Origin of the sequence: Rheinheimera baltica DSM 14885 (assembly GCF_000425345.1) — a bacterium.
Lineage (GTDB): Bacteria > Pseudomonadota > Gammaproteobacteria > Enterobacterales > Alteromonadaceae > Alishewanella > Alishewanella baltica.
In genome coordinates, this window is the sequence record NZ_AUDG01000009.1 from 25490 (window position 1) to 51170 (window position 25681).

Consider the following 25681-nt stretch of genomic DNA (forward strand, 5'->3'; position numbering starts at 1 on the left):
GACTTAGGCATTACCATAAATCTCTTTATTCGCCAGCCAGCGTTTTATTAACTGCTCGCTGGCGCTGCGGTTTTGTTGCCACAGCGTGGTAGCTATTTGTTGCGCTTGCGGTAGCAGGTCCGCGTCGCGGCTTAAGTCGGCTATTTTAAACTGCAGCACGCCGGTTTGCCGGGTGCCAAGTAATTCGCCCGGGCCACGAATTTCTAAATCGCGCTGGGCAATAACAAAACCATCGTTAGAATCGCGCAGTACACTGAGTCGCGATTGTGCTGTTCTGGACAGTGGAGAGTGGTACAGCAAGACGCAATGTGATGCTGTGCTACCACGACCAACACGACCGCGTAGTTGATGTAACTGGGCTAAACCCAGCCGCTCGGGGTTTTCAATAATCATCAGGCTAGAATTAGGCACATCCACGCCCACTTCAATGACCGTGGTGGCAACCAATAAATCTAATTCTCCACTGCTGAACTGCTGCATCACTGCTTGTTTTTCTGCCGCTTTTAACCGGCCATGCACTAAGCCAATTTTTAATTCAGGTAACGCTTGCTGTAAGTTTAACATGGTGTCTTCTGCGGCCTGACATTGCAGCGTTTCCGATTCTTCTATTAAGGTGCATACCCAATACGCCTGACGCTGCTCTGTAGTCACGGCACTGCGTACGCGCTCTATGATGTCATCGCGGCGGGTATCGGGTATGGCGACAGTAGTAACTGGCGTGCGGCCGGGTGGAAGTTCGTCAATAATCGAGGTATCTAAATCGGCATAGGCAGTCATGGCTAAGGTGCGCGGTATTGGTGTTGCGGTCATCACTAATTGATGCGGATATTTACCTGCAATGCCGCCTTTTTCCCGCAAGGCGAGGCGTTGATGTACACCAAAGCGATGCTGTTCGTCGATGATGATAAGCGTCAAGGCTTTAAACTCAACCTGTTGCTGAAATAAGGCATGGGTGCCGACTATCATTTGCGCGCTGCCATCAGCGATAGCGGCCAGCGTAGTTTGCCGGGCTTTACCTTTGGTTTTACCGCCAAGCCAGGCCACGCTGATATCCAAAGGCGTAAACCAGCGGGCAAAATTGGCGGCGTGTTGCTCTGCCAGTAATTCTGTTGGTGCCATTAACGCTACCTGATAGCCATTGCCAATCGCCGTAAGGGCTGAGAGCGCGGCGACTAAGGTTTTGCCAGATCCTACATCGCCTTGCACTAAGCGAAGCATCGGCAGTGTTTGACTTAAATCGTGGCGTATTTCCGCTGTTACGCGTTGCTGCGCACCGGTAGGGGCAAAGGGTAAGGCAGCTAAAAAACGTTGCTCAAGAGTAAGGTCTGTTTGCAGCGCAACGGCATGTTGCTGCTGGCTTTGGCTACGCAGTTTGTACATGCTCAGCTGTTGCGCCACTAACTCTTCAATAATCAACCGCTGCTGCGCCGGGTGTTTACCCAGCTCGAACAGTTGTAGGCTGGCATCCGGTGGTGGCCGGTGAATATAGCTTAATGCTGCTGTTAACGACCAAGGTTGCTGCAACAATGCCGCTGGCAAAAACTCATCCGGCGGGCTGCGCTGCAAATAATCTAAGGCTGCATCTGTCAGGTTACGCCAGGTAGCCTGGCGTAGGCCTTCTGTCGTGGGGTAAATTGGGGTGAGTGTTTCGGCAACGTCGAGTAATTGCTCATCGTCGTGCACGCGGTATTCCGGATGTAGCATTTCCAAGCCACGCGGACCGCGCTTAGCTTCGCCAAAACAGCGTAACAATATACCGGGTGTTACAGCATTTTTTTGTGCCGCGCTAAAGTGAAAAAAGCGCAAGGTTAGAAAACCACTGCCATCTTTAATTTTCACTAACCAGCTGCGCCTTTTGCCCATTTGTACTTCGCTGCTGATCACTTCACCCAACACAGTGCCATGCATTAAAGGCATTAAATCCGCAATGGGATAAATTCGGGTGCGATCTTCATAGCGTAGTGGCAGATGAAACAGAATGTCCTGGATGCTGAAAATGGCTAACTTGTGTAAGCGCTCTGCCACTTTTGCCCCAACACCTTTGATGGTTGAAATCGGATACTGTTGTAACGAACTGTTCACGCCTGTCCTTTTTATGACTATTGTTGTGCAGGGGTAGAGTAAAAGCGTGTTTTGCCATCCGTCATCATCCGGGTTAGTTCGCTACTGATAGTATCAAATAACAGCGCATGGGTGCCGGTTCTAGACATTGCCAAATTAGCACTTTGCGCTCTAGTATCTGCAGGGGTATTCAGTAACACCAAGCTATTTTTAAAGCGAAGCTGAGATGCTATTGCATGACTAATAACATGCTCAGGCCCAATAATGGCATCAACTTCTTCTAAAAATAACGAGGTCATTGCGTGTTCTGCGTTGTTAACAAACAACAAACGAATATTTTTTTGTGCAAGCTCTGCAGTTAATGTGCTGCGGTAAGGTTTGTCTTTAAGCAGCGCTACCGTATGTATTGCTGATTCACCTTTAGGCTGTTGGCTTTTACGCACAAACCAACTTTCTGTTCGGGCAATATCAAACGGGGCCATCAGCAGATGTTGCTGTCGCTCAGATGTATCAACTACGCCAGTGACAATATCGGTTTTACCCTCTATAAGCTGTTGTAGACACCGCTTGGCCGGGGTGGGTACGGAGAATGACAGTTCAAAACCACTGCGCTTGGCCAATTCACGCATCATAGTGACCATTGGGCCTGTGGGTTCTGTCATTCCTGGCTGATAAATATGCCGGGGCGGCAGGTGGTCGAGACACCATTGCAATACAGGTTGGTTCATTTGCCTGACGTTTTTGTAGTAGTGTTTAATCAGGCCTTGTTGTTCCATTTGTAAAATTTCATGCTGGATACGTTCTAATAACCTGGCGTGAGGGCTATTGCGCGATAGTGCGATATTGACATGCGTATTTTTGTTAAAAGGAAAGGTTAGGCTAGCGGCTTTAAGTTTGTCTTTAAAACGTGGGTGGTTATTAATCAGGTTTTCAGCGGTTAGCATCGGTGCTATTACAGCATCCAAACGTTGATACAACAACATTGCCATGGCAGATTCTTCGGTATCGACTTCTACAACGTTTTTACTGTGATTGATAAGTAAATTGGGTAGCTCTGCGTTGTATATATAGCCACGGATGATACCAACGGTCATATTGCTAAGCTCGGCCATATCTATAATGTCTTTGTGCTGATGGTGAATATACAAGCGTTCTGCCCTGGCATGATCATATGGAATAAGATGCATAAAACTGTTGCGTTCGTCGCTGTAATTTAAACTGGTCATCAGGTCGGTTTTACCCTCTTGCATCAGTTTTAGACAGCGCGCAAAGGGAGTATTCGGACTAAACGTCAGGTTAAATTCGGCACGCTTCGCCAACTCTTGCATAAAGTCAACGGTTGGGCCATACGGCTCGCCTTGTTCAGGATAGTTATGGCGGTTGGGATAGTTGTCCAGGCACCATTGCACATTGGGCTGTTCCGCTTTAATGCAGCAGGATAATAGCAGGTATAGACTCAGTACTAAGGTCCGCATCATGGCGTTATCCCTCTGAGCTCATTTATTCTCGGACTAATGACAACATCGGTGTATAAGCGTTTAACCGTACCATCTTGCTGCATATCGTTAAGGTGTTGTTTAATGTTGGGCAGTAAGTTCATGTGTGGGCTGGCACGTGACAAGCCGATATTAATATACTCCGGTTTAGCGCCATCCATATTTAGCGTAGCAATACGAAAGCGGCTGTCATAACTGTTTACTGTAAAAATGGCTTCTGAGGTACTAACGGTAGGCGATATTAACGCATCAATTCTACCGCGGTTTAGCATTTCCAGACCCACTTCAATTGATTCAACGTGAGCCATATATGAAGGGTTTTGAGCTAAAAATCGCATGGTCTCTTGGCTGAACAAGTAGCCGCGGATACTTGCTACAGTCAGGCTTTTTAACTGAGAATAGCTGGTGATAGCTCTTTTATCGGTTCGTCGCATAAAGACGCTTTCCGGCACTGTAGTTTCATACGGCAGCAGAAACATGAATTGATTTCGTTGGTCACTAAACTTTAGGTTAGACATAAGATCAACTTTGCCTTCTTCCATCAGTTTGAAACAACGACTTACCACTGTGCGTGGCGTAAAACGCAGCACAAAACCAACACGTCGTGCTAATTCCTGCATTAAATCTACCGAGGGTCCGAAAGGTTTGTCGACATCTTCATAGTTATGAAAGCGAGAGAAATGGTCTAAACACCAAACAAGCTCAATAGGAGCCTGTGCAGGCTCAGCTAAGGGTTCTTCAGGCTTTACCGTGCCGCTGGCAAGCAGTGTGCTTACCAGTAGTCCTTGTAACAGCCTGTTTATCCCCATAGAAACCTCAATGCGTAGACGGTACTTCCATTACGCCATCTATTTCAATTTGACTTGCGCGTGGCAAAGCTGACACCTGTACTGCAGCGCGAGCCGGGTAGGGTTCGGCAAAGTACTGGCTCATAATTTCATTAACTGTAGCAAACTGGCCCAGATCGATGAGAAAGATATTCAGTTTTACCATATCGTTTAAGCTACCACCGGCAGCGTCGCAAACAGCCGCCAGGTTTTTAAACACCTGATGGGTTTGTTCAGCAAAATCATCTGACACCATCTGCATTGTAGCGGGTACCAAAGGGATCTGCCCTGAAAGGTATACGGTGGTACCTATTTTCACCGCCTGGCTGTATGTGCCAATTGCGGCTGGGGCATCGCTGGTACGAATAATGACTTTAGACATGCGGGTTATTTCCTTCTATATACTTTTTGAACATCCGACATTACGCGAATTTTTCGCATCACATTGGCCAGATGTATTCTGTCACGCACCGACAGGGTAATTTTAATAACGTATTCACCGGTATCACGGTCGTCAGTTGCTAAATCCTGAATGTTGGAATCTTGAGACGCAATCAGGGTGGTCAGTTTAGCCAGTACGCCTTGGCGGTTGACAATAAATACGCGGATATCACATAAGAATTGTTTGTCGCCGGTTTTATCCCAGCGTACCGGGAAGAATTTGCCCGGCTCTTTATCCCAACCACGAATGTTGCGACAATCAGCTCTATGCACATTGAGGCCTTTGCCTGGTGTGGCATTGGCAATAATTTCATCGCCGGGTATAGGTCTGCAGCACTTGGCGAAGGTCAGCAGCATACCTTCGGAACCGATAATAAAGGCTTTGCTTTTTTGCATTGGGCCCGGGTTGTCTTTGCCGCTTTCGTCTGAGTCAAACTCTCCCAATAGGCGTCTTGCTACGGCAATGGCAAGTTGATTCCCAAGGCCTATGTCACTACATAGCTCATCCAGCGATTTCTGTTTCGAATTTTGTAGTACTTGTTCAACACGTTCTGGGGCAAGATCTTCCAGTTTTACTTCGCCCAGTGCCGAGCTTAACAGGCGTTTGCCTAAGCCAGTTGATTCGTTTTGTTGCTGTTTTTTCAGGTAGTTACGAATACCTAAGATGGCGCGGCTGGTGACAACATAGTTAAGCCAGTTGGCATTGGGTTTGCCGCCAGGGCTGGTAATAATTTCTACTGTCTGGCCGGTTTCCAGGGGTTTATTCAGGGGGTAAGGCCGGCGGTCAACTTTAGCACCGACACAACGGTTACCAATGTCAGTATGCACTGCATAAGCAAAGTCGACTGCGGTGGCGCCAATGGGCAATTCAACTATTTTACCTTTGGGTGAGAACACATACAGCTCGTCCGGATACAGTTCAGACTTCACGTTCTCGACAAATTCAGCACTATTGCCCGCGTTTTGCTGTAGCTCTAATAAGCTTTGCATCCAGCGTCGGGCACGAATTTGCGCGGTGGTATCCTGGTGTTGGCCATTAGCTTTATACATCCAATGCGCAGCGATACCTTTGTCGGCCATTTCGTCCATTTCACGGGTGCGCATCTGTATCTCTACCGGAATGCCATGCGGCCCGATCAAAGAAGTATGCAGCGACTGATAACCGTTCTGCTTAGGAATAGCGATGTAGTCTTTAAAACGGATTTCAATTGGTTTATACAGGTTGTGTACCACACCCAAGGTGCGGTAACAGTGATCAATACTGTCTACTACTACTCTAAAAGCATAAATGTCCATCACATCGTTGAACATCAGTTCTTTGTTTTTCATCTTGCGATAAATGCTGTACAGATGTTTTTCGCGGCCTACAACATCGGCATTAATACTGGCTTGATCTAAACGCCCGGTAATTTCATGCTGAATTTTTTCCAGCAATTCTCTCCGGTTGCCCCTCGCTTGTTTCACAGCTGTTGACAGTGCGCGATAACGCATAGGGTAAAGCGCCTGAAATCCCCAGTCTTCCAATTCATTCTTAATGTTGTGAATACCCAAGCGGTTAGCAATAGGTGCATACAGTTCGAGGGTCTCTTTGGCAATACGACGGCGTTTTTCTGGCCGCAGTGCGCCTAAAGTGCGCATATTATGTGTGCGATCGGCCAGCTTAATTAAGATAACGCGGATATCCTGCGTCATTGCCATAAACATTTTTTGTAAATTGGTTACTTCAAATTCCTGATAGTCTTTGAACTTTACTTTATCGAGTTTGCTTACGCCCTGCACCAGCTCCGCTACCGTATCACCAAATTTACTGGCTAACTCTTCTTTACTCACCGGCGTATCTTCGATGACGTCGTGTAAAAGGGCGGCCATCAGAGTTTCATGGTCCATACGCATATCGGCCAGAATGCTGCTGACAGCAACGGGATGGGTAATATAAAGTTCACCACTGGAGCGAGTTTGAGGCGCGTGCGCGTCGCGTGCGACGACATATGCCTGCTGCACTAAGGCAACCTGCTCTGCGGGCAAATAGGCACTAATTTGGTTTTTCAGACCTTCAAATAAATACACCTGTGCTCCCAAACTGCGACAGCAAACGAAACACGCGATAAAGCGTGGGATTTATTATGAATATACGTCTATTTGTAACAGTTGCCAACGGCTAATGCGCCGCTGGCCTGTCTATGGAGAGGATTTTAGTGGTCAGAACCAATAATTGCTGCCACAGCTGCCATTTCTGACGCTTCCTGCTGAATTTGATCACGGCGCTCTTGCTCATCCAACACTGAGTTGGTGATAAAGCCTTTTTCAATTTCGCGCAGTGCAACTACTGTGGGTTTATCGTTTTCGACATCCACCATAGGCTCTTTACCTTCAACCGCTAACTGACGGGCACGGCGTGCAGCCACCAGAATTAAATCAAAACGGTTACCAATTTTATCTACTGCATCTTGAACAGTTACGCGTGCCATTTACCACTCCAGTGTTACGGGCTTTCACAAGACCGTGTAGTTTACGCTAATTTGCTGTTTTCGCCAACAGTTGCTTCAGCATGTTGCTATGTTTGCTTGCCTGGCTGCTATAACTGTTGCGCTGCGCGAGCACTATGCGTTCAAATTCAACCAGCGCTGTATCAAAGTTATCGTTAATAATGAGAAACTCGTACTCATCAGCATGGCTCATCTCACTGTGAGCCTGAGCCATACGTTTAGAAATCACCTCTGCTGAGTCCTGACCCCGACTGTTCAGCCGTTGTTCCAGCTCCGTTAAACTGGGCGGCAAAATAAAAATGCCTTTAGCGGATGCTTCCTGAGTTTTAACCTGGCGGGCACCTTGCCAATCGATGTCTAAAAACACGTCGATACCACAGCTTAGGCTATCGCGGATACTGCTTTTCGAGGTGCCATAATAGTTGCCAAACACTTCAGCCCACTCAAAGAATTCATCTTTGGCGATTAGGCCCTTAAAAGCATCGACACTGATAAAGTGATAGTGCACGCCATCTTGCTCACCTGGGCGTGGTGCACGGGTGGTATGGGATACACTTACCTGCATATCGCTATGGCGCTTTAACAGCGCCTGGATCAGGCTGGATTTACCTGCGCCACTGGGCGCTGAAACAATAAACAAGTTACCGGCTAAGTGTTGCATAAGGTTCACACTGCTAAACAAAGAAAGCGGATTTTAGACGCTGTTTGCTGTCGCTGCAAATCCCGTTACTTTTTCGCTTTAGCCTTAACCGATAACGTCAGAGTAAATATGGCCATTGGCTCATCGCCATAAAGGCTGGGGCAGGTCACCACTACAGAAACGGGTTTATTAATACGCTCACCTGTAGCCAACGAATCGTCGATCATCGTATCAATGATATCGCCGTCGTTACTGGTAAAGTGCACTGTCGCTTCCGGGCGCTTTAAAAATTGGCCCTGTACATCTTTAAAAGCGAAATTGGCATTAACACCACGCGACTTGGCTTTGCTGAAAACTAAAAATGCACCGGCTAAGTCTGCGCCGATGGCCAGAGCACCGAAATAAATGCTGCCCAAATGATTTTTTGTACGCCAGCTATGTGGCATGGTCACTTCAAGCGTTGAATTATCCATGCGAACAATCTTCGGTGAACAAAAACCAATTAGCGGAATATAACGCCAGGCAAATAGTTTTAAGCCCCAATTAGCTTTTCGCAATGACATGGTAAATTTTAGTCCCGTTGTTAACACCAGTTGCCAGCTTACACTGGTAAGACCATCTGAACAAGCTGACCGCTCAGGTAGTTAAAAACACCATTCGTCAGGTTTCAGCTTTTGGCTGTAAAGCGAGCTATAGTAAAGTCAGCACAATAACACTTTACAGTACTAAGATAAGGGTCACTCGACAGTGCGCTGGTGTAAGTTATTACTTTTTTTTATCTTGTTAACAGGTTTAGGCCTGCCTAAAGCAGATGCTATGGTGTTGACGCAAGATGAATATTTATACCGGGTTTGGTCGGTAGACGCCGGCTTACCTCAAATTTCTGTTACGTCTATAGTGCAAGACGCCGAAGGCTTTCTATGGCTAGGTACGCAAAATGGTTTAGCGCGTTTTGATGGCGTGCAGTTTGAGGTTTTTAATACGGCCAACACCGCTGCGATGTCGTCTAATATGGTTTCAGCATTGCATTTGGATAATCAGAGGCAATTGTGGATTGGCACTGCAAATGGCCTGATTATGTACCACAAAAATCAATTCAGGCGACTCGATGCAGCGAAACCACGGCAGGGCCAGATCACTGGGTTTGCCGAATTGTCTGACGGTCGAATTTTTGTTGGCGGTAACCGGTTATATCAGTGGACGCAACAAGAATTACAAGTTGTCGAGGCACATCAGGGGCCGGTATTTCAGCTTTTTCAACACAATGACAGGGTGTATATCGGTGGACAAGGTGGTTTTGCTGAATTAACGCAGAATGGGTATCTATGGCAAAGTGCACCAAAAGACCTTGCTGGCTTACAAATTTTGGAAATAGCGTTCGTTGATGGACAGCTATACCTGGGTACAAACATAGGGCTTTATCGTTGGCATAATAGCGTATGGCAGCCCGTTACGCTGCCGCAACATGTAGGCGATAGCCGGATTGAGTCGCTCTATTTGGATCAGCAGCAACATTTATGGATTTCAACCTATGGTTCAACTTACCGTATTCAACGAGGTGTTATTGAGCGTGCCGACTTTGTTAAAGGTGAGCATAATGACTTTGTCTGGGTTGAAAGTATGTTGCAGGACAAGCATAAGAACATTTGGTTTGGTAGCCGCTCACACGGGTTAAAACGACTTAGAAAGGCTGCGACTCAGCGCTTTAGTTTGCAACAAGGCTTACAAGACTCCTACGTGTGGGCTTTAGCACCGTGGCAGCAGAATCTGCTAGTGGGCACCCGCAATGGATTGGCATTGTTGCAACATGGTGTCTTTCAGCCACTGATGGCAAATCAATATTTACCTAGCCCGTTTGTTTATAGCTTGTTAGTTGAGGATGACAAAGTCTGGGTGGGATCCCGCGCCGGCTTATCCATGCTGGATACTGAAACATTAAGCTGGCGACGAAATTATGATCAGATAGCGCATGTGTTAGTCACCACATTAGCCCGTGAAAATGACAAACTGTGGGTTGGTACAAATGGTGGATTATATTATTTGTTACACGACGAGATTGTGCAGCATGGCTTGCCAGAAGCGTTACTCACGGCAAGAGTAAGGATGGTGTTACCTGATAGCGAGAACCGGCTTTGGGTGGGTACTGAAAACGGCCTCTATCTTCGCGACGAAAACGGTTTTCACTCGGTTGACGATGTGCCACTTACAGGTACTTTTATCAGCGCTATTAAACAATTTGACGATGGTAATTTGCTTATTGGCAGCTTTGATCAGGGTTTTATGTTTGGAAAACCGGGGCAATGGCAATGGTTTCGTCAACAAGACGGTTTGCCAGGCAATGGCGTTATCCATGTTGAACAGGTAGACAACCAGTTGGTGATAAGCAATTTTCAGGGCTTTTACCGGCTGAATTACGAGGCGTTAAAACAAAACAAAATTGAAGAGCTTTACATGCTGGTTGATGATCGCCGGCCTGAGGCTAAAACTGATTCTCACCGTTGTTGTAATGGAGCAGGCAGTAGCAAAGGAGTTCAGCATCAGGGGCGTTTATGGTATCCCACACTCGATGGTGTTGTGTCACTGCCTTTGCAGCAACTCATTCACTTCAGTGACATTCCGGAGCCCGTGATAAAAAAAGTCACAGCGGGAAGCCAGAGTTACCGGGGTGATAATATTACGCTGCCACCGGAGCAACGAGACTTGCAGGTAAGCTTTACTGCGCCATATTACGTGCAAGCATCATCAGTGCAAATGCGTTACCGGTTAGAAGGCTATGATGAAGCTTGGATCGATGCCAGCAACCGCCGTGAAGCGTTTTATACCAATTTACCTTCCGGACAGTATCGTTTTTTGCTTCAGGTTCGTGTCGCGGGCGACTTCCGCTGGAGTGATACTGCAGAGATGGCGTTAAAACTTACCCCGTTTTGGCATGAAAAAATTTGGGCTAGAGGGTTATTTCTTATTCTGTTTTCGTTGGTTTTGTGGGGGCTTTATCGTTGGCGTTTGATGGCTTTGGCGGCTTCACAAAAGCAATTGGCGAAGTTGGTAGCAGAGCGTACCGAAGAGTTACATCTTGCCAACGAAAAACTACAGCAAATTAGTATGCAGGATGCCCTAACCGGATTGCATAATCGGCATTATTTGGACTGCAATATTCAACAGATTTTGTCTAGGGCTAATCGTCATTCAGAACCACTGATATGGGCAGTGCTCGATCTTGATCACTTCAAGCAAGTGAACGACAATTTTGGTCACCAAACAGGTGATAATATTCTGATGCTGGTTGCGGACATATTGCGCCAGAATAGCCGGGGTTCAGATCATATTATTCGCTGGGGCGGTGAAGAATTTTTGTTGATCTTAGAACACACCGACGATGGGTTATTGGCATTGCAACGAATCCATCAGGCGCTAGGTGAATATCCTTGGCAGCGCAAGATTGCACTTGATAAACCTCTTACCTGTTCTATCGGTGCGATAGCACAACTGAGCGATTGGGATTGGCAGCATAGTTTGCGTTTGGCTGACCAGGCGTTGTACTGGGTAAAAGGTCATGGCCGCAACGGTTATATGTTGCTACAAACATCTGATCCGATAGATACCGCGGTATTGGCAGAGGATGCCAATGTCATCCAGTTACTGGCCGCGGGTAAGTTGAGCGGGATTAGTAATAAAGAGGTTACTGCGGTGTCATGCTAAATCCGGGTATATATTGACCGACAGGCTTTACAGGCATTGCAACGGGCTTTTAATTGCACTTTGCTGTGCATAAAGGTTTTGGGTATAGTCGGCGAATTAATGTATTTCTGGAGCCTGGCATGGATACTCTGGGGGCAGTGACACTGGTGCGCAGTGTTTCAGAGCAGCGATGTCCGGTCGCGTTGGCAACGGCCTTGGTAGACTGGTTAAGCTATGACGGCCTTGGAGTCGTTCAAGCTCAACGAGCGACAAAGTTGCAAGATGCTTTGGTCAATAATCCTAAGCACAGCGCAGCAATCTCTCAGGTATTGTTTGGCTGGTTAAGCGAAGTAAATATCTACCCTGCATTGGTGAATTCGGGGTTGTTTTCTCTTCGTGGTTTTTTGCGAGAGATGGCATCAAGGTTATATGAAAGAGTCAATCCTGCCCCGCGTGACCAAAATGATGTTAAAGATATGCTGGTGCAAATGTTTAGCGGCAAACACCAACCGGTATGGTTGGGTCAGGCCAGTAGTGAAGCTGTTCAGGGATGTTTTATTGCTCTATGTGCCAACGCCCCCTCTGGGCTGGTGCAGAAAATGTATGGGCATTTTCAGGAAGAATGTCTTTATGCCTTGGAAATGCTGGGTATATGGGTAGCTGCTGAAGAAATTGAACCCGATTTGATGCGCCTCGACCGCCGCTTAAGCAGTATCGACTCGCCTTTTATTGCGTTAAGCCGCGAGATGAATTTGTTTGTGCAAAGTGGCCGCGACAAGTTAAATAACCCTGAATTATCGTTGTTGGATACTGCGCACCTTGATGTGATGATTGAACAATCACGTGATCAACTAGAGCGCTTACGACGCCGTGGAGCAGGTGTTGGTAGCTCGGTCTCGGTGGCACATTTGCTGGAGCGATTGGAACAAACGCTGGATCGTATCGTCATTCTGGTTGATTTATTACAAAGCGATGGTGCTGCGCAAGGCAGCAAGCTATTTAGTTTATTTGGCACCTTGGCACAGGCTAGCACGGAGCAAAATAGTATTGGTGCTTTGTGGCGTAGTAGCACCCAAATGCTGTCAAAAAGTATTACGGTGAACAAAAGCGGCCATGGCGAGCATTACATTACACGAGACAAAAGCAGCTTCTTTACTCTGATGCGCTCAGCCGCTGGTGCCGGCGTTATTATTGCGCTGATGGCTCTGTTAAAAATGTATATTAATCAACAGGCTTTCAGCCCACTTGATGAAGCCGTACTGGTTAGTTTGAATTATGGCTTGGGTTTTGTGCTTATTCATATGCTGCATTTCACGATAGCGACAAAACAACCTGCTATGACTGCCGCCAGTTTTGCGCAAGAAGTGGAACGGGGCGAAAATGGCCGTGCGGTTAATAAAAAACTGGCAGCACTGCTGATAGATGTAAACCGTTCGCAGTGGGCGGCAGTGTGGGGCAACATTAGTGTTGCAATTGTGCTGGCGTGTAGTATTGCGCTGGTTTTCAGATTAGTAACGGGGTCTGCGTTGTTGTCCCCAGACATGGTAGCGTATCAGTTAGCCGCCATTTCACCTGTAACCGGGCTGGCGCTGCTTTATGCTGCAATTGCCGGGCTTTGGCTATTTTGTTCAGGTATTATTGCTGGTTTCTTTGATAATCGGGCTAACTGTCTGGAACTGCGGCTGCGACTATATCAGCATCCGATGTTGAAAAAACTGTTACCGGATACGGCAAGGCATAAATTCGCTGATTATCTGCATGATAACTACGGGGCGCTGGCGGGCAATTTCCTGTTTGGCGTGCTACTGGGCATGACGGGCTATGTTGGCTATCTTAGTGGTTTTCCATTGGATATACGTCACGTTGCTTTCTCATCGGCAAACTTGGGTTATAGTGCGATAAGTGGCGAGATTGGTGTGTTGAGCTTTCTTGTTAACGTCATCTTTGTCTTGCTGATTGGCTTTGTCAATTTATGGGTTAGTTTTACGCTGGCACTGACTGTTGCTCTGCGCGCACGTGGTACCAGTATCAGCAAGTTACCCTTATTGCTAAAAAGTTTGTGGGAGCAGGCCAAGCAACAGCCGTTACAGCTTTTCTTTCCGGTAAATGCAGTGAAACAGACCATGGCAGAGGCCACAAAAGCAAAAGAGCCAAAGGTCATTGTAAATATGGAAATAAAAGCTGACACGGCCAGTGCACAGGATAAGTAGTTGCGCTGTCTGTCTGGCTACAAGGGGCCTGTGTTAAAATGGCCGTCTTTATTGACGTATTTCGGAGACACTAGTGTCAGCATTAGCCAGTTTATATCCACAGCCGCTATGGCAGTGGTTCGCCCAAATCTGTGCCATTCCTCATCCTTCAAAGCACGAGCAGGCGTTAAGCCAGCATATTCAAAGCTGGGCGCGCGGGAAAGGTTTGAGTGTTGTTGAAGACAAGGTAGGTAACCTGATCATCAAAAAGCCGGCTACAGAGGGTATGGAACTTTGTAAAACCGTGGTGATTCAGGCGCACTTAGATATGGTGCCGCAAAAAAATGCTGACAAAGTACATGATTTTACCACTGATCCTATCGAAGCTTACATTGATGGCGATTGGGTAAAGGCTAATGGCACAACCTTAGGTGCTGATAACGGCATTGGTATGGCCTCGGCGTTAGCTATTTTAGGCAGCAGTGATATTAAACACGGCCCGTTGGAGGTTTTGCTTACCATAGACGAAGAAGCCGGCATGACGGGCGCCTTTGGTGTTGAACCGGGTATGTTAGACGCTGAGATCCTGATCAATACTGATTCTGAGCAGGAAGGTGAAATTTACATGGGTTGCGCTGGTGGCGTTGATGCAGAGTTTACTGTGGCAGCAAAGTGGCAGGCAGTATCTACAGGTGTAAAAGCGTTTACTCTAAGCTTGTCCGGGTTAAAAGGCGGCCATTCCGGCGTAAATATTCATTTAGGCCGTGGTAATGCTAACAAGCTGTTAGCGCGATTTTTAGCAGACAACGCTGCAGACCTCGGTTTAGCCATAAGTGCGTTTAATGGCGGCTCTTTACGCAATGCCATTCCGCGTGAAGCCAGTGTTAGCTTAACGGTACCGGCAGAAAAACACCGCCAGTTAGCGCAACAGGTTGCGGATTTTGAAGCCTTGTTAAAGCAAGAGTTAGCCGCCGTAGAACCCGCGTTAAAACTTAGCCTTACCGATACCACAACGCCGGAACAAGTGCTGACGGCCGACGTGCAAAGCACGCTAATCAACCTGTTAAATGTATGCCCCAATGGCGTAATGCGTATGAGCGATGAAGTTGAGGGTGTGACCGAAACATCATTAAATATGGGTGTTATTACCACCAGCAACAGCAGTATCCAGGTTCTGTGTTTAATTCGCTCGTTAATTGACAGCGGCCGCGAGCAAATAGAAAGTATGCTCAGCTCTCTGGCGCAACTCGCCGGTGCCGAAGTTAAGTTTAGTGGCGCTTACCCTGGTTGGAAACCCAACCCAGACTCGCCGGTAATGGCAATCGTAAACCAAACCTATCAGGACATTTATCACAAAGAACCAGTGATTATGGTTATTCACGCTGGTTTAGAATGTGGCTTGTTTAAGAAGCCGTATCCAGACATGGACATGGTGTCGATTGGCCCGACTATTCGCTTTCCGCATGGTCCGGATGAAATGGTTAATATCAAAACCGTGGGCCAGTACTGGGAGTTGTTGCTTGCTGTATTGGAACGTATTCCCGCTCGAGCATAAATGCTTGTTTGGTAATGCATTATCGAAAAGCATAAAAGATTAGGCCGTTTTAGCGCAATGCTAATCAGTTAAGCAGAATCGGTTTGCCCTAAACTAACCGTTGAAGCCCTGGATGGGCTGAAACGAGCCCCCAGGGATGGGTTTACGGCGCGTTAGTGTGGGCAAATCGATGACGATAATAACCTTAACTGACGGGTTAACGGCCTGTTCTTTTTTAGCTTCAACCACAGGTTACATTGCCTCCAGGCTTTTGCCTCGGGTTTCTTTAATGTATTTCACCACAAAGAAAATGCTGACAAAGGCGGACAAGGTGTAAAAACCGTAAGCACCGGCCAAACCGATAGAGCCAAGTAAAACCGGGAAGGTCATGGTGATGGCAAAGTTGGCAATCCACTGCGCGCTGGCAGCAACCGCCAAGGCGGCACCGCGAATACGGTTATTAAATATTTCGCCCAGTAACACCCACACCACCGGCCCCCAACTTAAGCCAAAAAACACCACAAACAGGTTGGCGGTAATCAGCGCTACTGTGCCCATATTTTCGGTCAAAGCTAACTTACCAGCGGCGTCAAAACCAGCAGTGCCAAAGATAAGCGTTAATAACGCCAGGCTAACAAACATGCCAATGCTGCCAACTAATAGCAGCGGTTTGCGACCAATTTTGTCTATTAGTGCGATGGCAATAAAAGTAGAGACGATATTGGTGGTGCCCGCCAGCACATTAATAAACAATGACTGCGACTCATCAAAACCGGCCGCTTGCCACAGTTCCGCACCGTAATAAAACACCACGTTAATACCAACAAATTGTTGGAATACCGATAAGGCAATACCCACCCAGATGATGGGATGCAGCTTGCGGCTACCCTGAATAAATAAATCTGAGATACTGGGCTTTTTATTACCCTGTAATGACTGGCTAACCTCAGCAATTTGTTGATCTTCGCTGCCAGGATGAATGCGGCGAAACACTGAGCGTGCTTTATCCAGCTTGCCTTGCGCAACTAAATAACGCGGTGATTCTGGGATCATCAACACACCCAGCAAAAACAGCAGGGCAGGGGCCAGTTCTACCCAAAACATCCAGCGCCACGCTGGTAGGCCGAATAAAAATTCGTATTGGGCACCACCTGCGGCTGAAGCAATCAGGTAATTACTAACAAAGGCAGCAAACAACCCAAGCACGATGGCCAGTTGCTGCAAAGTCGCTAGTCTGCCACGCAGCGCAGCGGGGGCCACTTCAGAAATATAAGCGGGAGCCAATACAGACGCCGCGCCAATACCCAAGCCACCAATCAAGCGAAACAGAATAAATGCGCTGGCAGTTTGGGCATCCCCCGAGCCCCAGGCACTTAATGCAAATACTATAGCGGTGATGATCATGACGGGCTTGCGGCCAACCCGGTCGGCCAGCGGGCCGGCGACCAAAGCACCAATGGCACAGCCTAACAGGACAGACGCTACGTTAAAACCGGTGGCAACCGAGTCAGACTGAAAGGCTTTGCCAAGGGCCGTAACGGTACCGTTGATTACGCCAGAGTCAAAACCAAATAAAAAGCCGCCAATGGCTGCAACCGCAGAGATAAACAGCACGTAAGCTACGCTGCTGTTGTTGCTAGCGGCGACCTGCGCTGAGACTGAGTTTGTCATCACGAACATCCTTTTTATTAATAATTATTATGGTTACTTCAGGTTTTGGTTAAAGCAGAGCGACTTAGCCGACAAAAGCTTGCTACGCTCTGTTGTTCAAGTGAACTAACCGGCAAATTTCAGCAAAACTTTGTCACTGCCCAGACGTTCATGGCTAATGTTGAAATTCGTTTTAAACACCTCTAACAAGCCATTGACGTCTCCGGTTTTAAACATGCCAGCGACATGAATATCATTGAGTTTGGCATCATCTGCCAGTTCAAACTGAATGTCGGTATAACGGCTAATTTCGGCCACTGCATCGGCCAAAGTTTCACCGCGAAATATCAGGTTACCCGTGCGCCAGGACAAACTCGCCGCAATGTCGACCGGGTCAACTTTGTGCACTTTCTCTTCGCGTTGACCGCTGGCATCCAAATCAACTCTTTCACCTTTAGAAATGGCCATTGCGCTAACGGGGAGTCTTTTGGCCAGGCGTTGTTCATCCTGAATCACTTCAGCCAGCGCGGTCTCTACCAGCACCTTGCCGTCGGTAACCATCAGTTTTACGTGGTTGCTGCGCACATCAACATTAAACGCGGTACCTACCGCCTGGATAATTTTACCGGCAGCAACCACGCTAAGGGGTCTGCTGGTGTCATGCGCTACATCAATCATGATTTCACCGCGTTGTAACTCAATAATGCGGGCTTTGGCACTGTACTTCACCACCACAAAGCTGTTGGTATTGAGTACCAGTTTGCTTTTATCTGGCAGTTCAATGGTTGTGGTTTCGCCAACCCGGGTTTGGTAGCTACTTTGGCTGGCCATTACTGTCGGGGTGGACGCTGGGTCTTGCATCATATGCTCTGGCCGGAACCAAAACGTGGCTAACAGGAAAACCGTAGCCACCGATGCGGCTAACGCCCAGGTTTGCCAGTGACTGGCCGGTTTTTTTTCTGTTTGCGGAAATAAATCAGATAACCGTTGCAGGGTATCCATTTTGTCCCACAGCGCCGCTACCTCTAATAATGTCGTACGGTTTTGGGCTGAACTGGCCAGCCATTGCTGCAATGCTTGTGTGTCTGCCGGCGTTAAGGTCCGGTCCAATTTTGCGATCCAGTCACAGGCTTGTTCTAAACGCTGCTCATCAAGGACGGCTTGTTGGCGTTTCGACTGCAGATGGATCGGGTGAATATTACTCATAGGATCCTCCTTTAACGTGTCGGTGAGCGTTGTTCTGGCCTTGTCCTTTTTCGCCTGCTGTTGCTTTACGCATAAATAGCGTGCAACTTTTCATACCCGTGGCGATGTGTTTTTCTACTGTACTTTCACTAATACGTAACTTGCCGGCTATTTCACGTTGGGAATAACCGTAGACCTTTTTTAACACAAATACTTTACGACATTGTACCGGCAACAATCTGACGGCCTCGCAAAATATGGCAAATTCGCTGGCAGATAAGGCCTGATCATAGACTTCATCCCGGCAGTTGTCGGATAACAACTGGTCCAGCAAATCAATATCTTCCACATGGTCGACCTGTTTTACATTTGCCTGCTTCTGATAGTCCAATGCCAAATTGCGGGCGATGGTAAACATAAAAGACTTTGGCGAACTGATGTTCTGTTTATGATCAATCTGGCAAATGCGTACATAGGTTTCTTGCACAATATCTTCAATCTCGTGCGGTGGCACAATACGCGATACCGCGCGCCACAAACTTTTACGCGAAGCCAGATAGACCTTGTAAAGCAATGAGTCGTTTGACATTTTTCCCCGTCTTTTTGGTGTTTCGGCGGTTAATCCGAATGAGGCCCTGCCCAGTCTATTGCTGCGCATATCACCCCTGAACAATAAGACGAATCAGCCGGGGAAAATCCACTATACCCTGAAGAAATTATTTTAGTTTTTTATAAAATCTTTTTTTTATCAATACAATTTTTATCAACACCACTGCAAAAAACTGCTGATGGTAAGCCGCCCCTGTCTTGGCTCAGTTGACAAACCTGTTTCTGGGCGAATATCGCCAGAGTGCAATAAATTACCCGGATAAATAATAGCGCGGTTTGGCTTGGCTTCAACCTGGAAAATCCGGCTAAACATCGTGTTGTCACCACTGACATATGCCGGGTTTCGATGCAACTGCTCTGCCTGTGCTTGTGCTTTTAGTATGGCACTGTAGTTTGGCAACCGGTCTGCTGTAATGCGTTCATAACCGGTTTGTTTATGACGATAAAACGACGTTCCACCAAACTCCGGCCCGGCTAAGTAATGCACCATCGCCAACTGATTCGTCGTACTGGCATCAATATGCGGCAACATCTGAATCGGCCGAAGTTGGGACGGTGGCGTGGTAGAGAGAGCAAAAGCCGACAGTAAAATGTGCAAGCTTGCCGGTTGTAGCGGCGTAAACACCGTTTGTAGTAGTGGTAGTAATGCCTGTTGTATAGCGTGTTGATAACACGAGGGCGTGGGTTTACGAATACCCGGGTAGAAGTTGGCGGCATCGGCACTAAAGTTTGGCGCTGCACAGGCATTAGTAATAAGCCAGTCCGGGTTAAGCACCAGATCATCAATTACCAGTAGCGGTGTGGCTTCGTTACCAATGCTGAGCTGCGTTATACCCTGCTTAAGGGAACGAATACTGACCGACATTAGCACTTAGCCAGCCGGCGGTTTTTCCGCGCAATAAGCGGATAAATCTGTGCTGTCGATGCAATAAGCGTGTAGATAGGCAATAACCAACCTGCCTGATGCAGCTCAACCAGTTTGTCCGGTGCCAGAGCGGCTAACTTTTGCTGGTCAATAGTATAGAGACCGTTTAAGCGGGTCGACTGCTCGTTATCAAACACGATGTCGAGCGACAGTGGCTGGATCAGATCATAACTTAGCAGTGCCTGTACCAGCTGTTGTTGTTGTTGCTCGCCACGCAATAGTTCTGCCAGACAGCTTTTAGCCTGCTGGAAATAGCGGCTATCGGCGCCAGTCTCGGTAAACAGTTGTTCATAGCGGGTATCGTCTATGCTCGTTGGCTGGCAGATAGTCGGGCTGTCGCTATCAATGCACAGCACGTAATCCTCCTTGTTATTTGGGGCAGTCGAGGTGTTAGTCGGTGTTTCAGCCGCTTCGGCTTGGCCTAAAAAAAATGGCTGACGTTGTAACTGCAAGGGTAGATAGTCGCCTTGCCAGGCGTTATCGCTATAAAACAGGTTTTCACCTGGCGCAAAGCCCAGCAATGCCACTGCAACAAACTGGCCGGTTTGGCCATTTTTGGTCAGCACTATCGGGGCCTGAGTTGCCATGCTGGCGAATTCTGCCGGCACCACCGGCATCAGTTGAGTATCCTCGCTGTGCCGTCCGGCGTTGGCGGGTTGAAGACGCAAGTGTTGATGCAGCTGCGGGTTAATTGCGACAAGTTGGGCCATGATGAATATTCTCTTTTGTTTTAGTGGGTAGCACTTTGCGCTAAGCCGGGTCAGTCTTGAGCGCTGAGTCTGCACAGTTCAGTATTCACAGCTGACTAAGCCCAAATTCGCGGATCTTGCTAATTAACTCGCGGTTCGAAGGCAGTATACTCAGGGCCTGTGCAATCATTTTTTGATTTTGGGCAAATTGTTGCGCGGCAAACTCAGGGTTATCCAGCAAATAGTGACTTTGGCTGTAGTCTGTTTTAAATCCCATGCCATACAGCACGTATTGATAGCTGGCTGCCGGAAATACTTCGTTGTTGCTGGTGAAGTCCAGATCACCGGGCGCACGATAGCGCCATAGCTGCAGTAAGTCCTGTAAACTTTGTGGAATAGTCGCTGGGTTTCGGTTGTCTCGCCAAAACGGCTCCTCGCGCTGACTCAGCAGATAATGCAGCTTTAGAAAATCGATAATTTTGTCCCAGCGATATAAAAAGGTTTCATTAAACCGTTTAGCGACAATGTCCATTAGCGCACGGTTAGCGGGCAGTTGTTCACTTATCATTTGGGCTGATAACTCGACCAACACCAGCGCAGACGCTTCCAGTGGTTCGAGAAAGCCTGCCGCCAAACCTACAGCGACACAGTTGTTTTGCCAAAAACGCGTTCTGTGGCCACTGACAATAGGAATTTTGCGCACCGATAAATCGGCAATGGCCGGGCCGACATAGCGCGCCAAGGTAGCCCGGGCTTGCGCTTCTGTGCAGTATTTACTGGCGTAAACATAACCAACGCCGCGGCGGTGTTGCAGGCCAATATCCCAAATCCAGCCTGCGTCTTGTGCGGTGGAAATGGTATGTGAAGCAATAGGCGTGTCGGGGTGCTCGTAGGGTACCTGTACCGCAAGCGCGGTATCGATAAACAGAATATCGTCACAGGCTTTAAACGGTACCTGGTAATGTTTACCCAGTAACAACGACGAAAAACCGGAACAATCAACAAACAAATCGCCTGCAATCACGCCAGACTGTTTAGTGTTAACCGCGGCAATATCACCATTGCTGGAACTTTGCACTGCAACGACATCGTCCAGAATATGCGTCACTCCCAGTTTTTCGATGCAATGTTGTCGTAAAAACGGGCCAAATTTGCCCGAGTCCAGATGATAGGCATAATTGGCAACGGCGCCAAACTCAGCGTGGCGAATGGTTTTTGGGGCTAAACCGTGCTCGCAGAGTGCTTCCTGATAACACAATGCATTGGAAAAAGATGACGTATTGCACGATGTATTGTTGGCTGTCGCCGTGCTCTGTTGCCAATAGCCTGCCATTTCGGCTTTGCCAAAACCTTGCGGTAAAACCAGCGGATGGTAATAAAAGTCGCTGCTACTACCATCGACCCATTGCGCGAATTTTGCCCCTTGCTTAAAGGTAACATCGCATTGGCGGATAAAATCAGTTTCGCTGATACCAAGGGCAATCAAGGTGCTGCGCATGGTGGGCCAGGTACCTTCACCGACACCAATGGGAGGCAGGGTAGGTGACTCAATCAGAATAACTTTAACACCATCAGGTTGGTTGCTTTTGTGTTTGGCGGCAATGCGCCCTGCCGTTAGCCAACCGGCATTGCCACCACCGACAATAACCACGGTACGAATGGGCGCTGTGGCGGTTTGCTGCGTTATGGGTGTTGCCTGGTCGTGTTGTGGCGGTTGCTTAATCACATTGGTCACCATGTCAATACAACTAAAAACAGGGCTTGCAGCAAAACGCAGGCCCTGGCCATCAGCGGTCTGTTCAGGGAGGAAGACAGACCGGTGCATCCCCGTCATAACTTAATAGTTACAGGGGATGCGATCCAAAGGCTAAAAAGTACCGCGCACGCCAAAGGCAATACGGCGGCCGCTATCTTCAATCAGCAATAGCTGATTACTAAAGCGACCACGTTTGTGCACGTATTCATTGGTCAGGTTAATGCCTTCAATAACTACCGTAAGGTTGTCAGTCAGGTCATAACTGGCCGTTGCGTCTATTTGAGCATAGTCTTCTACAATCACGACACCATCACCGTTAGACTGAGTTAACGACTGTACAAACTGATCCCGCCAGTTATACGCAATCCGCGCCTGGAAAGGACCTTGTTCATAGAAGCCGACCAGGTTGTACGAGTCACTTAAGCCCGTTAAGGCAAACACCTGGCTAATGTCAGCCGGGTCCAGTTCGGCATTACTGCCAACCAGCGTTGCATTTACCATCAAGCCAAAGCCGGAATCAAAACTGTGTTGCAGTGCCAGTTCAAAACCATCCACAATGGCCGACTCACCGTTGTTGGGTAGCGTATTGGTAAATACTGCTGTGGCGTCGTTGTTGTCTGGCGCACCGGTATCACTGCCGGTGGACGGATCGGTAAGCAAGCTGCCGTTATCCAGGGTAAAGGTTTTATCTTCGGTGGTGTTGACGATGAAATTTGCTACATTCTTGCGGAAATAACCCACCGACATATAACTGGCCGTGTCGTAATACCATTCCAGTGATAAGTCCAGGTTGGTTGAGGTAAAGGGTTCCAGTTCAGGGTTACCTGAGGTTGATGTTAAATCGCCGCCCTGACGCGTTGTGCCAATAACAGTAACCGGTGACATGCTTTCCAGTGTTGGCCGCGTCAGAGTTTGAGATGCAGCAAAACGGGCCACCACGTCGTCAGAGATTTCAAGTTTGACACTGAAGTTAGGTAAAATGGCTTCATAGCTGGCACTTTCATTGATGGGTGATGCATTGCCAAATTGCGCCAACATTTCGGTTTCATCTAGTATAGTCAGGCCCGTCACCGGTGCATCAGTACCATCAACGCCTACGCTGGTGCGTTCATAACGTACCCCGGCAGTACTGGTCAGTGGCATGCCGGCGAGTTCGCCTTCAAAGTCCATTTCTACATACAATGACGTTGTATCTTCGGTGACTTCATAAGATTTGTTGCGCTTAACGGCATCAAAACTAATGTTGTTGCCTAGTGACGCAGCATACTGTTCAAGGAAAGCAAAATTGGCTTCGCCGTCGTGCGCTAACCAGGACGTTGGCATACGGCCACTGCCGCTGACACCACTTAAGAAATCGCTGCCAGCATTAAACACATATTGCGGGAATGCTGCCATATCCGGTGTATCTGGATAGCCACAAAATGTACAGTGAATACCCACACCTTCGTTGTCCCAACGGTCGAGGTTTTTCTTTTCGCTGGAGTAACTTACACCAAATTTAACTTGAGTAAGTCCCGTTAGCGCATCTTCACTCCACACGCCATCCCAGCGCAGCTGATTAATACTGTCTTTTACGGCCCAGCCACGGCGTAACATTACGTGTGCCCGGCTGTTGGCAGGATCGAGCAAATTAGACACGCCATCGGGTGTAACCCCGGCCTGATAAGCGGTGCCGTTAAGTTCTTGTTGCCCACTGTAGATATTGGCATTCGCTTCGGCGAATTGGCTGGCGTACGGCAGAATATTGTTGTCAACCTGAATGCGCACGCGGTTGGCGTAGCCTATCAGAGATAACTGATCACCACGGCCGTTATTGGGCTCGCGCTCAGCACTGGAGTGGCTGAAGTCGAATTTCATATTAAGGTTGTTATTGACATCCCAATCAGCATTCAACCCCAAGGAGACGGAATTCGTTAAGCGGTCAAATTTTTTCGCATGCATATCGGTTGCCAGACCGACTTCCTGGTACAAGTCGATAACCGTACCGTTGGCATCGACCACCGGCCCTGCAGCGCCATCAAAGCCTTCCAGATTGGGCGCCGTAAACCAGTGACCATAAGAGGTGGTATCGGCTTTAATATCAAAGTCGGAATACAAGGCGTCAGCGGTAATAACCAGCTTGTCCGTTGGCGCGTACTGCAATACCAGATTGGCGTTAGTGCGGGTGCGCTCTTCGGTGGTAACTTTATGGTCGTAGTTACGAGGCGAGAAAATATTGCCGCTATAGGCTTGTCCGTTTTGTGTTATCGGGTTAGGCACGCCGACATTTTCCAACCAGCCGTCAATTTGCGCTTGGTTTAAACGTGTGTCGCGCTGTTGGTGTGATACCGCTAACAAGGCACCAAAAGTGCTATCGGCAAAGGTGTTGCTAATAAGGCCAGATAACTGCGGCGAGGTTTGCTCGCTATTTTCGTCGTAAATACCCTTAACACTACCGGCCACTTTAAAGCCACCAATGGCAAAAGGCCGGGCCGTATTTACATTTACAGTAGAGCCAATGCCACCGGACTGCATAGTTGCGCTGGAAGTTTTGTGCACATCAAGGCTGCGGACTAATTCAGAGGCAATGGTATCAAAGCTAAACGCACGGCTTTGGTTTTCAGACGCCATCTGCCGGCCATTGACTAACACTGTGTTAAATTCGGGGCCAAAACCGCGTACGGTGATCAGCTGGCCTTCACCACCAGAACGGTCAATAGACACGCCGGTGATGCGCTGCAGTGATTCTGCTAAGTTGGTGTCCGGAAACTTGCCAATATCTTCGGCTGAGATGGAATCTACCACGCCACCCGCTTCGCGTTTTGAATCCATTGCACGGCCAAGTGCACCGCGTATGCCTCGAATTTCAATGATTTCTGCTGCTTTCCCTTCGCTTTCCTGCATTGCCAAAGTGGGTGTTGCTGCGACTGCACTAAGCACCGCCATTACTGCGGTCGCCACTTTATTTTTGTTATATTGAGCCATGTCGTTGTTACTCTCGAAAGTTGGATCTATCTGAATAGATACCTGCCCACTTTCGCTAATTTCTGGCTTTAAACCGGTATCTTTTAACAGAATCATTAAGGCTTCAATGAGACTGTACCGGCCCTGCAGCAGATTGGTGTGTTTATCACTGATATGCTCTAGAGGAAAAAGCAAGGTGATATCTGCCTGCTCTGCAAAATTGATTAGCGATAAGTCGGCCCTTTGTCTTGGTATATTGAAAGCAATTGTTGATGGCTGCTCTTTAGCTAACGCTACGCCTGACAGGCAATAGACGATAAGCAAAGATAGCAACAGCCGCCGCCCGCTTCGATATCCCCCCCGCATGAAGTGTTGCCATGCAGTAAACAAAGACGACAGAGCGTGTTTTTTCCTCCATATAATTTTCACAATTGTGTTAAACAATTTAATTTGCCTGCTCCCCGGTCCGTGTATCTTTTTGTTTTTATAATTATTTTTTTAAAACGGTATTCTGCGACATGCTTGTTGTGCTTAACTTCTATTGGTTTAGCGACTAACAAGACGTAGCCATA

18 protein-coding genes are annotated in these 25681 nt (G+C 47.9%); 3 read left to right on the plus strand and 15 right to left on the minus strand.

Translation table 11 applies throughout. The features are described from left to right. Nucleotides 1-3 precede the first annotated feature (3 nt). From recG to H595_RS0105895, 8 genes are all read right to left on the minus strand, one after another. Nucleotides 4-2082 carry an ATP-dependent DNA helicase RecG gene (recG, locus tag H595_RS0105860; RefSeq protein ID WP_027670376.1) on the minus strand — a complete coding sequence of 693 codons (2079 nt, stop codon included), beginning with the start codon at nucleotides 2080-2082 and terminating at the stop codon, nucleotides 4-6. A gap of 17 nt (nucleotides 2083-2099) precedes the next feature. Then, nucleotides 2100-3539, minus strand: a complete 1440-nt coding sequence (locus H595_RS23415; protein ID WP_051219749.1) for a substrate-binding periplasmic protein — start codon at nucleotides 3537-3539, stop codon at nucleotides 2100-2102. Further along, nucleotides 3536-4366, minus strand: a complete 831-nt coding sequence (locus H595_RS0105870) for a substrate-binding periplasmic protein (RefSeq protein WP_037053792.1) — start codon at nucleotides 4364-4366, stop codon at nucleotides 3536-3538. Before H595_RS0105870 ends, H595_RS23415 begins: the two co-directional genes overlap by 4 nt. Before the next feature lie 7 nt (nucleotides 4367-4373). Continuing rightward, nucleotides 4374-4766, minus strand: a complete 393-nt coding sequence (locus H595_RS0105875; protein ID WP_027670378.1) for a RidA family protein — start codon at nucleotides 4764-4766, stop codon at nucleotides 4374-4376. Nucleotides 4767-4771: 5 nt separating this feature from the next. Then, entirely contained in the window at nucleotides 4772-6892 is a 2121-nt protein-coding gene (gene spoT, locus H595_RS0105880) for a bifunctional GTP diphosphokinase/guanosine-3',5'-bis pyrophosphate 3'-pyrophosphohydrolase (protein WP_027670379.1), read from the minus strand. Between the two features lie 125 nt (nucleotides 6893-7017). Further along, nucleotides 7018-7293: a DNA-directed RNA polymerase subunit omega gene (rpoZ, locus tag H595_RS0105885; RefSeq protein WP_027670380.1), complete on the minus strand. Its 276-nt coding sequence runs from the start codon at nucleotides 7291-7293 to the stop codon at nucleotides 7018-7020. A 46-nt stretch (nucleotides 7294-7339) separates the two neighbouring features. Next, nucleotides 7340-7972: a guanylate kinase gene (gene gmk, locus H595_RS0105890; protein WP_027670381.1), complete on the minus strand. Its 633-nt coding sequence runs from the start codon at nucleotides 7970-7972 to the stop codon at nucleotides 7340-7342. A 65-nt stretch (nucleotides 7973-8037) separates the two neighbouring features. After that, nucleotides 8038-8514: a PaaI family thioesterase gene (locus H595_RS0105895; protein ID WP_027670382.1), complete on the minus strand. Its 477-nt coding sequence runs from the start codon at nucleotides 8512-8514 to the stop codon at nucleotides 8038-8040. Nucleotides 8515-8767: 253 nt separating this feature from the next. Here H595_RS0105895 and H595_RS21675 point away from each other — a divergent pair, with 253 nt between their 5' ends. The 3 genes from H595_RS21675 to H595_RS0105910 all read left to right on the plus strand — a co-directional run bounded on the left by H595_RS21675 (nucleotide 8768) and on the right by H595_RS0105910 (nucleotide 15373). Beyond that, a complete protein-coding gene (locus H595_RS21675) occupies nucleotides 8768-11650 on the plus strand; it encodes a ligand-binding sensor domain-containing diguanylate cyclase (protein ID WP_084153494.1) in 2883 nt (960 codons plus the stop codon). 119 nt (nucleotides 11651-11769) lie between these two features. Next, a complete protein-coding gene (locus H595_RS0105905) occupies nucleotides 11770-13839 on the plus strand; it encodes a site-specific recombinase (RefSeq protein WP_037053796.1) in 2070 nt (689 codons plus the stop codon). A 73-nt stretch (nucleotides 13840-13912) separates the two neighbouring features. Beyond that, nucleotides 13913-15373: an aminoacyl-histidine dipeptidase gene (locus tag H595_RS0105910; protein ID WP_027670384.1), complete on the plus strand. Its 1461-nt coding sequence runs from the start codon at nucleotides 13913-13915 to the stop codon at nucleotides 15371-15373. 231 nt (nucleotides 15374-15604) lie between these two features. Here H595_RS0105910 and H595_RS0105920 read toward each other — a convergent pair whose 3' ends face one another. From H595_RS0105920 to H595_RS0105950, 7 genes are all read right to left on the minus strand, one after another. After that, the gene (locus tag H595_RS0105920) at nucleotides 15605-17023 is read right to left on the minus strand and encodes a sugar porter family MFS transporter (protein ID WP_084153487.1); all 1419 of its coding nucleotides are present in this window, start codon (nucleotides 17021-17023) and stop codon (nucleotides 15605-15607) included. Between the two features lie 105 nt (nucleotides 17024-17128). Then, entirely contained in the window at nucleotides 17129-18208 is a 1080-nt protein-coding gene (locus H595_RS0105925) for a FecR family protein (protein WP_027670386.1), read from the minus strand. Continuing rightward, the gene (locus H595_RS0105930) at nucleotides 18201-18776 is read right to left on the minus strand and encodes an RNA polymerase sigma factor (protein WP_027670387.1); all 576 of its coding nucleotides are present in this window, start codon (nucleotides 18774-18776) and stop codon (nucleotides 18201-18203) included. Before H595_RS0105930 ends, H595_RS0105925 begins: the two co-directional genes overlap by 8 nt. 174 nt (nucleotides 18777-18950) lie before the next feature. Then, nucleotides 18951-19661: a DUF6445 family protein gene (locus H595_RS0105935; protein ID WP_037053801.1), complete on the minus strand. Its 711-nt coding sequence runs from the start codon at nucleotides 19659-19661 to the stop codon at nucleotides 18951-18953. Next, on the minus strand, nucleotides 19661-20431 hold the full coding sequence (locus H595_RS0105940) for a SapC family protein (RefSeq protein ID WP_027670389.1): 771 nt from the start codon (nucleotides 20429-20431) through the stop codon (nucleotides 19661-19663). The genes H595_RS0105935 and H595_RS0105940 overlap by 1 nt, the downstream gene beginning before the upstream one ends. A gap of 85 nt (nucleotides 20432-20516) precedes the next feature. Beyond that, nucleotides 20517-22136, minus strand: coding sequence for a tryptophan halogenase family protein (locus H595_RS0105945; RefSeq protein WP_205623178.1), 1620 nt, complete (start codon nucleotides 22134-22136; stop codon nucleotides 20517-20519). A gap of 141 nt (nucleotides 22137-22277) precedes the next feature. Next, nucleotides 22278-25442: a TonB-dependent receptor gene (locus tag H595_RS0105950; protein ID WP_205623179.1), complete on the minus strand. Its 3165-nt coding sequence runs from the start codon at nucleotides 25440-25442 to the stop codon at nucleotides 22278-22280. Nucleotides 25443-25681: the final 239 nt, after the last annotated feature.

Bases quoted from the DNA above. Each gene is read 5' to 3' on its own strand.
- H595_RS23415 (WP_051219749.1), bottom strand. From the start codon at position 3,539: ATGATGCGGACCTTAGTACTGAGTCTATACCTGCTATTATCCTGCTGC.
- H595_RS0105925 (WP_027670386.1), bottom strand. From the start codon at position 18,208: ATGAGTAATATTCACCCGATCCATCTGCAGTCGAAACGCCAACAAGCC.
- H595_RS0105940 (WP_027670389.1), bottom strand. From the start codon at position 20,431: ATGGCCCAACTTGTCGCAATTAACCCGCAGCTGCATCAACACTTGCGT.
- H595_RS0105935 (WP_037053801.1), bottom strand. From the start codon at position 19,661: ATGTCGGTCAGTATTCGTTCCCTTAAGCAGGGTATAACGCAGCTCAGC.
- H595_RS0105920 (WP_084153487.1), bottom strand. From the start codon at position 17,023: ATGACAAACTCAGTCTCAGCGCAGGTCGCCGCTAGCAACAACAGCAGC.
- gmk (WP_027670381.1), bottom strand. From the start codon at position 7,972: ATGCAACACTTAGCCGGTAACTTGTTTATTGTTTCAGCGCCCAGTGGC.
- H595_RS0105930 (WP_027670387.1), bottom strand. From the start codon at position 18,776: ATGTCAAACGACTCATTGCTTTACAAGGTCTATCTGGCTTCGCGTAAA.
- rpoZ (WP_027670380.1), bottom strand. From the start codon at position 7,293: ATGGCACGCGTAACTGTTCAAGATGCAGTAGATAAAATTGGTAACCGT.
- H595_RS0105870 (WP_037053792.1), bottom strand. From the start codon at position 4,366: ATGGGGATAAACAGGCTGTTACAAGGACTACTGGTAAGCACACTGCTT.
- H595_RS0105895 (WP_027670382.1), bottom strand. From the start codon at position 8,514: ATGTCATTGCGAAAAGCTAATTGGGGCTTAAAACTATTTGCCTGGCGT.
- H595_RS0105905 (WP_037053796.1), top strand. From the start codon at position 11,770: ATGGATACTCTGGGGGCAGTGACACTGGTGCGCAGTGTTTCAGAGCAG.
- H595_RS21675 (WP_084153494.1), top strand. From the start codon at position 8,768: ATGGTGTTGACGCAAGATGAATATTTATACCGGGTTTGGTCGGTAGAC.
- H595_RS0105875 (WP_027670378.1), bottom strand. From the start codon at position 4,766: ATGTCTAAAGTCATTATTCGTACCAGCGATGCCCCAGCCGCAATTGGC.